The following is a 16,254-nucleotide window of genomic DNA, read 5'->3' as shown; positions in this document are numbered from 1 at the left end:
CTGTGCAGTGAAATATGGTGGTCGCTACTGGGATCGAACCAGTGACCCCCTCCTTGTAAGGGAGGTGCTCTCCCGGCTGAGCTAAGCGACCGGAAATTCTGTGCTGCTGCTCTTACGAGCTTGAGTCTCGACTTCAATCAAGTTTGGGTACTTCAAGCAAAACGTAAAACCCATCTGGGTTGTATGGTTAAGCCTCTCGAGTCATTAGTATCAGTTAGCTCAACGCCTCACAACGCTTACACACCTGACCTATCAACGTCCTGGTCTCGAACGGCTCTTATGTGGACTCTAGGTCCAAGGGATGACTCATCTTGGGGCTCGCTTCCCGCTTAGATGCTTTCAGCGGTTATCGATTCCGAACGTAGCTACCGGGCAATGCCATTGGCATGACAACCCGAACACCAGCGGTTCGTTCACTCCGGTCCTCTCGTACTAGGAGCAACTCCCCTCAATCATCCAACGCCCACGGCAGATAGGGACCGAACTGTCTCACGACGTTCTGAACCCAGCTCGCGTACCACTTTAAATGGCGAACAGCCATACCCTTGGGACCGACTTCAGCCCCAGGATGTGATGAGCCGACATCGAGGTGCCAAACACCGCCGTCGATATGAACTCTTGGGCGGTATCAGCCTGTTATCCCCGGAGTACCTTTTATCCGTTGAGCGATGGCCCTTCCATTCAGAACCACCGGATCACTATGACCTACTTTCGTACCTGCTCGACGTGTCTGTCTCGCAGTTAAGCTGGCTTATGCCATTACACTAACCGTACGATGTCCGACCGTACTTAGCCAACCTTCGTGCTCCTCCGTTACTCTTTGGGAGGAGACCGCCCCAGTCAAACTACCCACCAGGCACTGTCCCTAACCCCGATTAGGGGCCCAGGTTAGAACATCAACACTACAAGGGTGGTATTTCAAGGACGACTCCACGAGAACTGGCGTTCCCGCTTCAAAGTCTCCCACCTATCCTACACATGTAGGGTCAATGTTCAGTGCCAAGCTATAGTAAAGGTTCACGGGGTCTTTCCGTCTAGCCGCGGGTATACGGCATCTTCACCGCAATTTCAACTTCACTGAGTCTCGGCTGGAGACAGCGTGGCCATCATTACGCCATTCGTGCAGGTCGGAACTTACCCGACAAGGAATTTCGCTACCTTAGGACCGTTATAGTTACGGCCGCCGTTTACCGGGGCTTCGATCATGAGCTTCTCTTGCGATAACCCAATCAATTAACCTTCCGGCACCGGGCAGGCGTCACACCGTATACTTCCTCTTGCGAGTTTGCACAGTGCTGTGTTTTTGATAAACAGTTGCAGCCACCTGGTATCTGCGACTGCCGTCAGCTCGGGGAGCAAGTCCCTCCACCAACAGCAGCGTACCTTCTCCCGAAGTTACGGTACCATTTTGCCTAGTTCCTTCAGCCGAGTTCTCTCAAGCGCCTTGGTATTCTCTACCCGACCACCTGTGTCGGTTTGGGGTACGATTCCTGCTAACCTGAAGCTTAGAAGATTTTCCTGGAAGCCTGGCATCAACCACTTCAGTGCCGTAGCACCTCGTCATCAGCTCTCGGTGTATGTGTGCCCGGATTTGCCTAAGCACACCACCTACCACCTTAAACACGGACAACCAACGCCGTGCTGGCCTAGCCTTCTCCGTCTCTCCATCGCAGTTAGCAGAAGTACGGGAATATTAACCCGTTTCCCATCGACTACGCCTTTCGGCCTCGCCTTAGGGGTCGACTCACCCTGCCCCGATTAACGTTGGACAGGAACCCTTGGTCTTTCGGCGAGGGGGTTTTTCACCCCCTTTATCGTTACTCATGTCAGCATTCGCACTTCTGATACCTCCAGTGTGGGTTACCCCTTCACCTTCAACGGCTTACAGAACGCTCCTCTACCGCGTACACGTTATCGTGCACACCCGTAGCTTCGGTGAATTGCTTAGCCCCGTTACATCTTCCGCGCAGGCCGACTCGACTAGTGAGCTATTACGCTTTCTTTAAATGATGGCTGCTTCTAAGCCAACATCCTAGCTGTCTAAGCCTTCCCACATCGTTTCCCACTTAGCAATTACTTTGGGACCTTAGCTGACGGTCTGGGTTGTTTCCCTTTTGACGACGGACGTTAGCACCCGCCGTCTGTCTCCCGGATAGCACTCTTTGGTATTCGGAGTTTGCAAAGGGTTGGTAAGTCGGGATGACCCCCTAGCCTTAACAGTGCTCTACCCCCAAAGGTGTTCGTCCGAGGCGCTACCTAAATAGCTTTCGAGGAGAACCAGATATCTCCCGGTTTGATTGGCCTTTCACCCCCAGCCACAAGTCATCCGCTAATTTTTCAACATTAGTCGGTTCGGTCCTCCAGTTGATGTTACTCAACCTTCAACCTGCCCATGGCTAGATCACCGGGTTTCGGGTCTACACCTAGCAACTAAACGCGCAGTTAACACTCGGTTTCCCTACGGCTCCGCTATTCGCTTAACCTCGCTACTAAATGTAAGTCGCTGACCCATTATACAAAAGGTACGCAGTCACGGTCTCAAGAACCGCTCCCACTGCTTGTACGTATACGGTTTCAGGTTCTATTTCACTCCCCTCACAGGGGTTCTTTTCGCCTTTCCCTCACGGTACTGGTTCACTATCGGTCAGTCAGGAGTATTTAGCCTTGGAGGATGGTCCCCCCATGTTCAGACAACATATCACGTGTGCCGCCTTACTCGTTTTCATCTCTGGTTAGTTGTCGTGTACGGGACTATCACCCTGTACCGTTGAGCTTTCCAACTCATTCCACTAACACCCCAAAGACTTAAGGGCTAATCCCCGTTCGCTCGCCGCTACTTAGGGAATCTCGGTTGATTTCTTTTCCTAAGGGTACTTAGATGTTTCAGTTCCCCTCGTTCGCCTCACTACACTATGTATTCATGTAGTGATGACAGCTTATGCTGCCGGGTTCCCCCATTCGGACATCGCTGGCTATAACGGTTGTTACTACCTCACCAACGCTTTTCGCAAGTTACTACGTCCTTCATCGCCTCTGACTGCCAAGGCATCCACCGTATACGCTTAGTCGCTTAACCATACAACCCAAATGAGTTTCACTCATCTGAGCCGCATTGCGACCAGCTGGTTTTACTTGGTCTCATTTCCAGGGTAGGAAATGGACCCGCCTTGAAGAATACCCAAAACACTTGATTGAAGTGTTTGAGAACTCAATTTTTGTATTAACTGGAACAAGTCCAGTTTCTACTATCAGCTTTCCAAATTGTTAAAGAGCAACATTATCTTTCGATAATGCAGGTTTTAAGACAAACCTATCTGTGTGAACACTCAACAGTGCGACGCATCGCTTAGGTAAGGAGGTGATCCAGCCCCAGGTTCCCCTAGGGCTACCTTGTTACGACTTCACCCCAGTCATGAACCACAAAGTGGTGAGCGCCCCCCCGAAGGTTAAGCTACCCACTTCTTTTGCAGCCCACTCCCATGGTGTGACGGGCGGTGTGTACAAGGCCCGGGAACGTATTCACCGTGGCATTCTGATCCACGATTACTAGCGATTCCGACTTCATGGAGTCGAGTTGCAGACTCCAATCCGGACTACGACCAGCTTTATGGGATTAGCTCCACCTCGCGGCTTCGCAACCCTCTGTACTGACCATTGTAGCACGTGTGTAGCCCTACTCGTAAGGGCCATGATGACTTGACGTCGTCCCCACCTTCCTCCGGTTTATCACCGGCAGTCTCCCTAAAGTTCCCGGCATGACCCGCTGGCAAGTAAGGATAAGGGTTGCGCTCGTTGCGGGACTTAACCCAACATTTCACAACACGAGCTGACGACAGCCATGCAGCACCTGTCTCAGAGTTCCCGAAGGCACCAAGGCATCTCTGCCAAGTTCTCTGGATGTCAAGAGTAGGTAAGGTTCTTCGCGTTGCATCGAATTAAACCACATGCTCCACCGCTTGTGCGGGCCCCCGTCAATTCATTTGAGTTTTAACCTTGCGGCCGTACTCCCCAGGCGGTCTACTTAATGCGTTAGCTTGAGAGCCCAGTGTTCAAGACACCAAACTCCGAGTAGACATCGTTTACGGCGTGGACTACCAGGGTATCTAATCCTGTTTGCTCCCCACGCTTTCGTGCCTGAGCGTCAGTCTTTGTCCAGGGGGCCGCCTTCGCCACCGGTATTCCTCCAGATCTCTACGCATTTCACCGCTACACCTGGAATTCTACCCCCCTCTACAAGACTCTAGTTTGCCAGTTCGAAATGCAATTCCCAGGTTGAGCCCGGGGCTTTCACATCTCGCTTAACAAACCGCCTGCGCACGCTTTACGCCCAGTAATTCCGATTAACGCTTGCACCCTCCGTATTACCGCGGCTGCTGGCACGGAGTTAGCCGGTGCTTCTTCTGTGGGTAACGTCACAGCTTGTGGGTATTAACCACAAACCTTTCCTCCCCACTGAAAGTGCTTTACAACCCGAAGGCCTTCTTCACACACGCGGCATGGCTGGATCAGGGTTTCCCCCATTGTCCAATATTCCCCACTGCTGCCTCCCGTAGGAGTCTGGGCCGTGTCTCAGTCCCAGTGTGGCTGATCATCCTCTCAGAACAGCTAGGGATCGTCGCCTTGGTGAGCCTTTACCTCACCAACTAGCTAATCCCACCTGGGCCTATCCATTCGCGCAAGGACCGAAGTTCCCCTGCTTTCCCCCGTAGGGCGTATGCGGTATTAGCAGTCGTTTCCAACTGTTATCCCCCTCGAATGGGCAAGTTCCCAGGCATTACTCACCCGTCCGCCGCTCGTCACCTCAGGAGCAAGCTCCCTTGTGTTACCGCTCGACTTGCATGTGTTAGGCCTGCCGCCAGCGTTCAATCTGAGCCATGATCAAACTCTTCAATTAAAAGTTTTGGTGTTTGGCTTGCGCCAAACTGCTCAATGAATTCTGTCGATTTTGCAACTGTAAACAGTCGCAAACTGCATGTTTGCATGGACATCATTCACTGATGAATATCGTTGTCGATGTCATCAGCTCTGCGAGTGTCCACACAGATTTGCTTGTCTTAATAACTTGTTAAAGAACGGTGCCGCTTGGGCATCCCACCGAGTTCTCAGCGGGTCAGGGCTGCGTATTCTACAGAACCCCGTTTTGGCGTCAAGCAGTTTTTGAAAACTTTTTTCGACGCTGCCGGAGCTTCACTCCGACCACTTTCACCTGCCGCCGCGCCTTGCGCTGCCTGCCGTGTCAGTGGATGCGCATTATAGGCGGCCGCACTTTTTACGCAAGGGCTTTTCGGTAAAAATTCGCGACTTTGAGTGTATATGCTTAAACCCTAAGCTAACACACAAGTTACCTACTGCTTATCCACAGGCGGGCTTACCAGTATAGCAGGGATCACAAAGCACACCTGTGTCTGAACTATTTTTCTTTGGTTGTATGCGGGACATAAAAATCGCCGCATTGGGCACAAGAAATATCGTTCCCGTGGTGCCAATAGAAGACATCGATGCCGCAAATACTGCCAAAGAACCGTACCTGATAGAGCGATGTTGATCTGTAATCCCAGGATGATTGAGGACACTGCGGTTATTGTCAGGCAGACAATCCCACAATACCGGTTGGCTCCGGAAATGGACTGACGGTGACTTAAGGCTATCAACTTCACCTCTCTGTCCCAAAGACCAGGAAACTCCCAGATAAGGGCTCCAAGCATAAGAAGCTGCCAGGAGTTGCCGGCGTGCAGGCAAGTTGGCGGAAAGTTATATGCCTGTGTCGCCAAAACAGTGTGGGGACTGATTCAAGATTGCTGGAATGCAAAAAAGCAAAAGGCCACCCTGAGGGTGGCCTTGCTAAAATTTGGCGTTTGGAAATGACCTACTCTCACATGGGGAGACCCCACACTACCATCGGCGTGACTGCGTTTCACTTCTGAGTTCGGAATGGGATCAGGTGGGACCACAGCACTATGGTTTCCAAACAAATTTTTATGCTGCTTTCTATTGCAGCGAATATGGTGCTGATACCCAGAATCGAACTGGGGACCTCATCCTTACCAAGGATGCGCTCTACCGACTGAGCCATATCAGCAAATTCTTTCAAATCACATTAGCAATTTGATTAAATTAGGCGTCTGGCGATGACCTACTCTCACATGGGGAGACCCCACACTACCATCGGCGCGATTGCGTTTCACTTCTGAGTTCGGAATGGGATCAGGTGGGACCACAATGCTATTGTCACCAGACAAAATTGGTAATTTGGAAAGCTGTGCAGTGAAATATGGTGGTCGCTACTGGGATCGAACCAGTGACCCCCTCCTTGTAAGGGAGGTGCTCTCCCGGCTGAGCTAAGCGACCGGAAATTCTGTGCTGCTGCTCTTACGAGCTTGAGTCTCGACTTCAATCAAGTTTGGGTACTTCAAGCAAAACGTAAAACCCATCTGGGTTGTATGGTTAAGCCTCTCGAGTCATTAGTATCAGTTAGCTCAACGCCTCACAACGCTTACACACCTGACCTATCAACGTCCTGGTCTCGAACGGCTCTTATGTGGACTCTAGGTCCAAGGGATGACTCATCTTGGGGCTCGCTTCCCGCTTAGATGCTTTCAGCGGTTATCGATTCCGAACGTAGCTACCGGGCAATGCCATTGGCATGACAACCCGAACACCAGCGGTTCGTTCACTCCGGTCCTCTCGTACTAGGAGCAACTCCCCTCAATCATCCAACGCCCACGGCAGATAGGGACCGAACTGTCTCACGACGTTCTGAACCCAGCTCGCGTACCACTTTAAATGGCGAACAGCCATACCCTTGGGACCGACTTCAGCCCCAGGATGTGATGAGCCGACATCGAGGTGCCAAACACCGCCGTCGATATGAACTCTTGGGCGGTATCAGCCTGTTATCCCCGGAGTACCTTTTATCCGTTGAGCGATGGCCCTTCCATTCAGAACCACCGGATCACTATGACCTACTTTCGTACCTGCTCGACGTGTCTGTCTCGCAGTTAAGCTGGCTTATGCCATTACACTAACCGTACGATGTCCGACCGTACTTAGCCAACCTTCGTGCTCCTCCGTTACTCTTTGGGAGGAGACCGCCCCAGTCAAACTACCCACCAGGCACTGTCCCTAACCCCGATTAGGGGCCCAGGTTAGAACATCAACACTACAAGGGTGGTATTTCAAGGACGACTCCACGAGAACTGGCGTTCCCGCTTCAAAGTCTCCCACCTATCCTACACATGTAGGGTCAATGTTCAGTGCCAAGCTATAGTAAAGGTTCACGGGGTCTTTCCGTCTAGCCGCGGGTATACGGCATCTTCACCGCAATTTCAACTTCACTGAGTCTCGGCTGGAGACAGCGTGGCCATCATTACGCCATTCGTGCAGGTCGGAACTTACCCGACAAGGAATTTCGCTACCTTAGGACCGTTATAGTTACGGCCGCCGTTTACCGGGGCTTCGATCATGAGCTTCTCTTGCGATAACCCAATCAATTAACCTTCCGGCACCGGGCAGGCGTCACACCGTATACTTCCTCTTGCGAGTTTGCACAGTGCTGTGTTTTTGATAAACAGTTGCAGCCACCTGGTATCTGCGACTGCCGTCAGCTCGGGGAGCAAGTCCCTCCACCAACAGCAGCGTACCTTCTCCCGAAGTTACGGTACCATTTTGCCTAGTTCCTTCAGCCGAGTTCTCTCAAGCGCCTTGGTATTCTCTACCCGACCACCTGTGTCGGTTTGGGGTACGATTCCTGCTAACCTGAAGCTTAGAAGATTTTCCTGGAAGCCTGGCATCAACCACTTCAGTGCCGTAGCACCTCGTCATCAGCTCTCGGTGTATGTGTGCCCGGATTTGCCTAAGCACACCACCTACCACCTTAAACACGGACAACCAACGCCGTGCTGGCCTAGCCTTCTCCGTCTCTCCATCGCAGTTAGCAGAAGTACGGGAATATTAACCCGTTTCCCATCGACTACGCCTTTCGGCCTCGCCTTAGGGGTCGACTCACCCTGCCCCGATTAACGTTGGACAGGAACCCTTGGTCTTTCGGCGAGGGGGTTTTTCACCCCCTTTATCGTTACTCATGTCAGCATTCGCACTTCTGATACCTCCAGTGTGGGTTACCCCTTCACCTTCAACGGCTTACAGAACGCTCCTCTACCGCGTACACGTTATCGTGCACACCCGTAGCTTCGGTGAATTGCTTAGCCCCGTTACATCTTCCGCGCAGGCCGACTCGACTAGTGAGCTATTACGCTTTCTTTAAATGATGGCTGCTTCTAAGCCAACATCCTAGCTGTCTAAGCCTTCCCACATCGTTTCCCACTTAGCAATTACTTTGGGACCTTAGCTGACGGTCTGGGTTGTTTCCCTTTTGACGACGGACGTTAGCACCCGCCGTCTGTCTCCCGGATAGCACTCTTTGGTATTCGGAGTTTGCAAAGGGTTGGTAAGTCGGGATGACCCCCTAGCCTTAACAGTGCTCTACCCCCAAAGGTGTTCGTCCGAGGCGCTACCTAAATAGCTTTCGAGGAGAACCAGATATCTCCCGGTTTGATTGGCCTTTCACCCCCAGCCACAAGTCATCCGCTAATTTTTCAACATTAGTCGGTTCGGTCCTCCAGTTGATGTTACTCAACCTTCAACCTGCCCATGGCTAGATCACCGGGTTTCGGGTCTACACCTAGCAACTAAACGCGCAGTTAACACTCGGTTTCCCTACGGCTCCGCTATTCGCTTAACCTCGCTACTAAATGTAAGTCGCTGACCCATTATACAAAAGGTACGCAGTCACGGTCTCAAGAACCGCTCCCACTGCTTGTACGTATACGGTTTCAGGTTCTATTTCACTCCCCTCACAGGGGTTCTTTTCGCCTTTCCCTCACGGTACTGGTTCACTATCGGTCAGTCAGGAGTATTTAGCCTTGGAGGATGGTCCCCCCATGTTCAGACAACATATCACGTGTGCCGCCTTACTCGTTTTCATCTCTGGTTAGTTGTCGTGTACGGGACTATCACCCTGTACCGTTGAGCTTTCCAACTCATTCCACTAACACCCCAAAGACTTAAGGGCTAATCCCCGTTCGCTCGCCGCTACTTAGGGAATCTCGGTTGATTTCTTTTCCTAAGGGTACTTAGATGTTTCAGTTCCCCTCGTTCGCCTCACTACACTATGTATTCATGTAGTGATGACAGCTTATGCTGCCGGGTTCCCCCATTCGGACATCGCTGGCTATAACGGTTGTTACTACCTCACCAACGCTTTTCGCAAGTTACTACGTCCTTCATCGCCTCTGACTGCCAAGGCATCCACCGTATACGCTTAGTCGCTTAACCATACAACCCAAATGAGTTTCACTCATCTGAGCCGCATTGCGACCAGCTGGTTTTACTTGGTCTCATTTCCAGGGTAGGAAATGGACCCGCCTTGAAGAATACCCAAAACACTTGATTGAAGTGTTTGAGAACTCAATTTTTGTATTAACTGAATCCCATCTCAAAGAGAAGGTCCAGTTTCTACTATCAGCTTTCCAAATTGTTAAAGAGCGGACTTAAAAAAGCCAAAGATAAATTCATCACTTATCTTTGGCGTCTCTATTCCTGAGACTGTCGCTGTGGCAGCGAAGTGGTGGAGCTATGCGGGATCGAACCGCAGACCTCCTGCGTGCAAGGCAGGCGCTCTCCCAGCTGAGCTATAGCCCCATTTCAGACAGCATCCGCCGTCATCACAGTCCGAAACAATGCGAGAAATCAATCTGCGCTTATGCGCGGCGTAGAGCAAGGAAGTTTAGTTGCCTAAACGACGCGCTTTACAACAAAGCAGAAGCGGAGATTTGGTGGGTCTGAGTAGACTCGAACTACCGACCTTACGCTTATCAGGCGTACGCTCTAACCACCTGAGCTACAGACCCTCACGCATTTGTCTCTTTTCATCTATCAAGCAATCTGTGTGAACACTCAGCACAGCGACGCATCGCTTAGGTAAGGAGGTGATCCAGCCCCAGGTTCCCCTAGGGCTACCTTGTTACGACTTCACCCCAGTCATGAACCACAAAGTGGTGAGCGCCCCCCCGAAGGTTAAGCTACCCACTTCTTTTGCAGCCCACTCCCATGGTGTGACGGGCGGTGTGTACAAGGCCCGGGAACGTATTCACCGTGGCATTCTGATCCACGATTACTAGCGATTCCGACTTCATGGAGTCGAGTTGCAGACTCCAATCCGGACTACGACCAGCTTTATGGGATTAGCTCCACCTCGCGGCTTCGCAACCCTCTGTACTGACCATTGTAGCACGTGTGTAGCCCTACTCGTAAGGGCCATGATGACTTGACGTCGTCCCCACCTTCCTCCGGTTTATCACCGGCAGTCTCCCTAAAGTTCCCGGCATGACCCGCTGGCAAGTAAGGATAAGGGTTGCGCTCGTTGCGGGACTTAACCCAACATTTCACAACACGAGCTGACGACAGCCATGCAGCACCTGTCTCAGAGTTCCCGAAGGCACCAAGGCATCTCTGCCAAGTTCTCTGGATGTCAAGAGTAGGTAAGGTTCTTCGCGTTGCATCGAATTAAACCACATGCTCCACCGCTTGTGCGGGCCCCCGTCAATTCATTTGAGTTTTAACCTTGCGGCCGTACTCCCCAGGCGGTCTACTTAATGCGTTAGCTTGAGAGCCCAGTGTTCAAGACACCAAACTCCGAGTAGACATCGTTTACGGCGTGGACTACCAGGGTATCTAATCCTGTTTGCTCCCCACGCTTTCGTGCCTGAGCGTCAGTCTTTGTCCAGGGGGCCGCCTTCGCCACCGGTATTCCTCCAGATCTCTACGCATTTCACCGCTACACCTGGAATTCTACCCCCCTCTACAAGACTCTAGTTTGCCAGTTCGAAATGCAATTCCCAGGTTGAGCCCGGGGCTTTCACATCTCGCTTAACAAACCGCCTGCGCACGCTTTACGCCCAGTAATTCCGATTAACGCTTGCACCCTCCGTATTACCGCGGCTGCTGGCACGGAGTTAGCCGGTGCTTCTTCTGTGGGTAACGTCACAGCTATAGGGTATTAACCTACAACCTTTCCTCCCCACTGAAAGTGCTTTACAACCCGAAGGCCTTCTTCACACACGCGGCATGGCTGGATCAGGGTTTCCCCCATTGTCCAATATTCCCCACTGCTGCCTCCCGTAGGAGTCTGGGCCGTGTCTCAGTCCCAGTGTGGCTGATCATCCTCTCAGAACAGCTAGGGATCGTCGCCTTGGTGAGCCTTTACCTCACCAACTAGCTAATCCCACCTGGGCCTATCCATTCGCGCAAGGACCGAAGTTCCCCTGCTTTCCCCCGTAGGGCGTATGCGGTATTAGCAGTCGTTTCCAACTGTTATCCCCCTCGAATGGGCAAGTTCCCAGGCATTACTCACCCGTCCGCCGCTCGTCACCTCAGGAGCAAGCTCCCTTGTGTTACCGCTCGACTTGCATGTGTTAGGCCTGCCGCCAGCGTTCAATCTGAGCCATGATCAAACTCTTCAATTAAAAGTTTTGGTGTTTGGCTTACGCCAAACTGCTCAATGAATTCTGTCGATTTTGCAACTGTAAACAGTCGCAAACTGCATGTTTGCATGGACATCATTCACTGATGAATATCGTTGTCGATGTCATCAGCTCTGCGAGTGTCCACACAGATTGCTTGATAAATTGTTAAAGAACGTTGACCATTTCTCTTCTGGTCAGGGCTGCGTATTCTACACATCCCTTTTTCAGCGTCAAGCCCTTTTTTACGAACATTTTCAACTGCTGTTTTAATGTTCTGGCTTGCTGCCGGACCGGCTTACCATGGACCTCTAGTGTCGCTGCTTTGCCGTGTCAGTGGTGGCGCATTATAGGGAGCCGAACTTTTTGTGCAAGGGCTTTTTTAAGGAAATTGCGATCTTTTTTCAGGCTTTCCTGTTGCACACAAACAGCTCCCAAGTTACCCCCAAACTTATCCACATTGCCGTCTTCGGTGGGCAATATTTAGCCTTAAATGCAGAAAGCATTTGGCAGCGTCACAAAAAAGAAAAGGCGCCATAAAGGCGCCTTTTATTTTGCATTGCTATATCAGGTCAACTTGCCATGACATTGCTTATATTTCTTACCTGAGCCGCAAGGACAAGGATCATTGCGGCCTACCTTCTCGCCGTCACGAACAATCGGGATACCAGAGGCCAATTCAGCGGCATTATCGTCACCACCTACCAAGGCTTCAGCCTGGGCGTGTTGATACTCGCGCTGCATACGGGCTTCTTCCTGACGGCGGCGCGCTTCCATCTCTTCCACTTCCGATTGGGCTTGCACCTGCACCTTGGAGAGGATGGCAATCACATCATGCTTGAGGGTTTCCAGCATCTGCTGGAACAGCTCAAAGGATTCACGCTTATATTCCTGCTTGGGGTTCTTCTGGGCATAACCGCGCAGATGGATACCCTGACGCAAATGATCCATGGCAGCCAGGTGTTCTTTCCACAGGCCATCAAGGGTCTGCATCATCACGGCTTTTTCAAACTGACGCAGCACCTGGGGACCAACCATCTGAGCCTTGGCCTGGTAAGCCTGGTTCCATACATCGAGAATGCGCTCACGCAGCGTGTCCTCATGCAGATCTTCTTCCTTATCCAGCCACTCCTGCACCGGCAAGCGCAGCGCGAACTCCTGAGCCAGACGTTCTTCCAGACCGGCAACGTCCCACAGCTCTTCCACAGACTGAGGAGGAATGTACTGGTCGATCACGCCGTTGACTACATCGGCCTGAATGTTGTTGATGGTGGCCTCGATACTTTCCGCATCCATCAGTTCGTTGCGCTGGGCGTAAACCACCTGACGTTGGTCGTTGGCCACATCGTCAAATTCCAGCAACTGCTTACGGATATCGAAGTTACGGGCCTCAACTTTACGCTGGGCATTTTCAATGGCGCGGGATACCCATGGATGCTCAATGGCTTCGCCCTCTTCCATCCCCAGCTTCTTCATCATGTTGGATACACGCTCGGAGGCGAAGATACGCATCAGGCTGTCTTCCATGGACAGGTAGAAACGGGATGAGCCCGGATCCCCTTGACGACCGGAACGACCACGGAGCTGGTTGTCGATACGACGGGATTCATGACGCTCGGTACCGAGAATATGCAGACCGCCGGCTTCCACCACAGCGTTGTGGCGTACTTCCCAATCGGCACGGATCTTAGCTATCTCTTCGTCGGTTGGGTTTTCCAGGGCTTCAATTTCTGACTTCCAGTTACCACCGAGCACAATGTCGGTACCACGACCTGCCATGTTGGTGGCCACGGTCACAGCTCCACTGCGACCCGCCTGGGCTACAATTTCCGCTTCCTTCTCGTGGAACTTGGCGTTCAGTACCTGATGGGGGATCTTTTCCTGGTTCAGCAAGCGCGACAGCAGCTCGGACTGCTCAATAGAGATGGTACCCACGAGCACGGGTTGACCACGCTCACGGCAATCTTTGATGTCGGCGATGATGGCCTGGTATTTCTCACGGGCTGTGAGGTACACCAGATCGGCCATGTCGTTGCGGATCATCGGCCTGTTGGTGGGCACCACCACTGTATCCAAACCATAGATGTGCTGGAATTCGAACGCTTCGGTATCGGCGGTACCTGTCATTCCGGCCAACTTCTCATACAGGCGGAAGTAGTTCTGGAAGGTAATGGAGGCCAGAGTCTGGTTTTCGTTTTGAATGTGGACGCCTTCTTTGGCTTCCACCGCCTGATGCAGACCTTCGGACCAACGGCGGCCGGGCATGGTACGGCCTGTGTGTTCATCCACTATCACCACTTCGCCGTTTTGCACCACGTAATCCACGTCCTTTTCGAACAGGGTGTGGGCACGCAGGGCAGCATTGACGTGATGCAGCAGAGAAATGTTGGCGGCTGAGTACAGAGAATCGCCTTCGGCAAGCAAGCCCGCCTCGATCAGCAGCTGCTCGACCTTTTCCTGACCGCGTTCGGTCATGTGCACCTGCTTGGCCTTCTCGTCAATGGTGTAGTCACCTTCACCGACATACTCTTCGGTGTCTTCCTTATCCTGACGCACCAGACTGGGGATCAGTTTATTGACCCGAACATAGAGTTCGGAGCTGTCTTCAGCAGCACCGGAGATGATCAGTGGGGTACGGGCCTCGTCGATCAGGATGGAGTCCACTTCGTCGATCAGCGCATAATGCAGCGGACGTTGTACCCTGTCCTGAGGCGCGAAGGCCATATTGTCACGCAGGTAGTCAAAACCGAACTCGTTGTTGGTACCGTAGGTGATGTCGGCGTTGTAGGCGGCTTTCTTGTCAGCCTGGCTCAGGCCAGCCACGTTGATGCCTACGGTCAGGCCGAGGAATTCAAACAGGGGACGGTTATTTTCAGCATCGCGGCGGGCCAGGTAATCGTTGACTGTGATTACGTGTACGCCTTTACCGGTCAGACCGTTGAGGTAGGCCGGCAGGGTTGCGGTCAGGGTTTTACCTTCACCGGTACGCATTTCGGCGATGCGGTTACTGTCCAGTACCATGCCGCCGAGCAGCTGCACATCAAAGTGACGCATTTCAAAGACGCGTTTGGACGCTTCACGTACAGTGGCGAAAGCCTCGGCCATGATGTCATCCAGGGTTTCCCCCTTCTCCAGGCGCTCGCGGAATTCTGCCGTTTTCGCCCTCAGGGCTTCATCGGACAGTTGCTCGTATTCGCTTTCCAGCGCGTTGATCTGGTTAACGACTTTGCCAAGGGCCTTGAGGGTGCGGTCGTTGCGGCTACCAAAAATTTTTGTCAGTAATTTACCTAACATCTGAATCACTTATCTCTGTGAAGGCCAAGTCCCTGGTCGAGTCAAAAGCCAAAATTAAAATTAACCAGCCTTGCGGTAGACGAACTTCTGCGGATCGATCTGCTGTCCACTGCGCAACACTTCATAATGCACATGGGGGCCGGTAGACCGCCCAGTACTTCCCATTGAGGCAATTTTCTCGCCCTTGGCGACCACGTCACCCACAGTTACTGACAAAGCTTGATTGTGACCATAACGGGTGCGCAGACCATTACCATGATCTATCTCCACCAATTCGCCATAGCCAAACATGTTCCCTGCCCATGTCACCACACCACCGGCGGTGGCGAGGACATCCGCCCCTTCTGTACCCGCAAAGTCTATGCCTTTATGCATGGTTCTGCGGCCGGTGAAGGGATCATTGCGTAAACCGTAGGGCGAAGATAGCCAGCCTTTGCTGACCGGACGCCCTGATACAAAACGCTCTTCATCTATATGGAGATTGGATGTCACTGTTTCAAGCAGCGCCATCTGAGCGTCATTGTTATCAATTCTGAATGCCAGCTTATCCATGTCCTCAATAAGCTGACCAAGTTCTATGCTGCTGCCGAGTTCGCTCATACCACCCACACCCACTTCAGCGGAGAAATCAAATTGATCTTCCAGTTGGTAGTTTTGGGCGAGCTGCTGCCCCAGCGCTTCAAGACGGGTCATTTTTGCCTGCATCCGGGCAACGTAGGTCACCAGGGTGGCAAGTTGGGTTTCGGTGGCGGATTTAAGTTCCAACACCTGTTTTTTCTGGGCTTCACGGGCCTCGCGCTCACCTTCGACACGGGCCCGTTGCGATTCAAAGCGATCGCTGTTGTATTGGTAAAAGCCGGTGCCTGCCGCCAGCAGCAGAAAAGGCAACAGCAACCAGCGTTTGCCTGGCTGCCAACGGGTCACGCCATTCCGACCTTGAATAAAAACTGTTACACTCATAGCCTAATTCAGCCATCTTATTATCATATGAAGAAGCTTCCCCAGGACCTCAGTCTGCTGCTTCACCAGGCAGGTCAGCTGCCGGATCTTGCAGAAAAAGCAGAACTGCTGACCAATCTGAATCACGCGGTGAAACAGATGCTTTCTGGTCCGGTGACGGAGCAGCTCAAAGTGGCCAATCTCCGCCAGGGTATTCTTATTATTGAAACCACCACGGCTGCCTGGGCAGCCAGGATAAACTTCCAAAAGTCCGCATTATTGGCACGGCTCCAGGCCGAAACGCTCCCAATGCTTACCTCTATCGAGGTTAAAGTCAACCCGGGATTGGCTATGTATACGCCAATCTCACGCAATAACACCAATCAATTGAGCGAAACGGCTGCCGCACACATCAATGCCCTGGCCGAGCACACCGAAGGATCCCTGGGCCAGAAACTAAAACGGCTGGCTGCATTAGCCAGCCGTAAAAGGCAGTCTTAAT

Annotated in this window: 3 protein-coding genes, 5 tRNA genes and 6 rRNA genes; 1 reads left to right on the top strand and 13 read right to left on the bottom strand. The window is 52.2% G+C overall.

Features of this window, described 5'->3' with window-relative positions; translation table 11 throughout:
- Window positions 1-15 precede the first annotated feature (15 nt).
- The 13 genes from JYB84_RS01715 to JYB84_RS01655 form a co-directional block, all read right to left on the bottom strand.
- Window positions 16-91, bottom strand: a tRNA-Val gene (locus tag JYB84_RS01715).
- A gap of 92 nt (window positions 92-183) precedes the next feature.
- Window positions 184-3,076 (bottom strand): 23S ribosomal RNA (locus JYB84_RS01710).
- A gap of 275 nt (window positions 3,077-3,351) precedes the next feature.
- A 16S ribosomal RNA gene (locus JYB84_RS01705) occupies window positions 3,352-4,894 on the bottom strand.
- 959 nt (window positions 4,895-5,853) lie between these two features.
- A 5S ribosomal RNA gene (gene rrf, locus JYB84_RS01700) occupies window positions 5,854-5,969 on the bottom strand.
- Window positions 5,970-6,003: 34 nt separating this feature from the next.
- Window positions 6,004-6,079 (bottom strand) — tRNA-Thr (locus tag JYB84_RS01695).
- A 41-nt stretch (window positions 6,080-6,120) separates the two neighbouring features.
- Window positions 6,121-6,236, bottom strand: a 5S ribosomal RNA gene (rrf, locus tag JYB84_RS01690).
- Between the two features lie 36 nt (window positions 6,237-6,272).
- Window positions 6,273-6,348: transfer RNA gene (locus tag JYB84_RS01685), tRNA-Val, on the bottom strand.
- Between the two features lie 92 nt (window positions 6,349-6,440).
- Window positions 6,441-9,333, bottom strand: a 23S ribosomal RNA gene (locus JYB84_RS01680).
- 290 nt (window positions 9,334-9,623) lie between these two features.
- Window positions 9,624-9,699, bottom strand: a tRNA-Ala gene (locus JYB84_RS01675).
- A 132-nt stretch (window positions 9,700-9,831) separates the two neighbouring features.
- A tRNA-Ile gene (locus JYB84_RS01670) sits at window positions 9,832-9,908 on the bottom strand.
- Between the two features lie 71 nt (window positions 9,909-9,979).
- Window positions 9,980-11,522 (bottom strand): 16S ribosomal RNA (locus tag JYB84_RS01665).
- Together the 16S, 23S and 5S rRNA genes with 5 tRNA genes alongside form the textbook arrangement of a ribosomal RNA operon.
- Before the next feature lie 564 nt (window positions 11,523-12,086).
- Complete coding sequence (gene secA, locus JYB84_RS01660) at window positions 12,087-14,813, bottom strand: preprotein translocase subunit SecA (protein WP_207321734.1); 2,727 nt, start codon at window positions 14,811-14,813, stop codon at window positions 12,087-12,089.
- Between the two features lie 60 nt (window positions 14,814-14,873).
- Window positions 14,874-15,773, bottom strand: coding sequence for a M23 family metallopeptidase (locus JYB84_RS01655; RefSeq protein ID WP_207321733.1), 900 nt, complete (start codon window positions 15,771-15,773; stop codon window positions 14,874-14,876).
- Window positions 15,774-15,800: 27 nt separating this feature from the next.
- Here JYB84_RS01655 and JYB84_RS01650 point away from each other — a divergent pair, with 27 nt between their 5' ends.
- The gene (locus tag JYB84_RS01650; protein WP_207321732.1) at window positions 15,801-16,253 is read left to right on the top strand and encodes a DUF721 domain-containing protein; all 453 of its coding nucleotides are present in this window, start codon (window positions 15,801-15,803) and stop codon (window positions 16,251-16,253) included.
- Window position 16,254 lies beyond the last annotated feature (1 nt).

Source organism: Shewanella cyperi, assembly GCF_017354985.1.
GTDB classification, from domain to species: domain Bacteria; phylum Pseudomonadota; class Gammaproteobacteria; order Enterobacterales; family Shewanellaceae; genus Shewanella; species Shewanella cyperi.
Note: the sequence above shows the minus strand (reverse complement) of the source record. Positions and strands in the feature narration are given on the sequence as shown.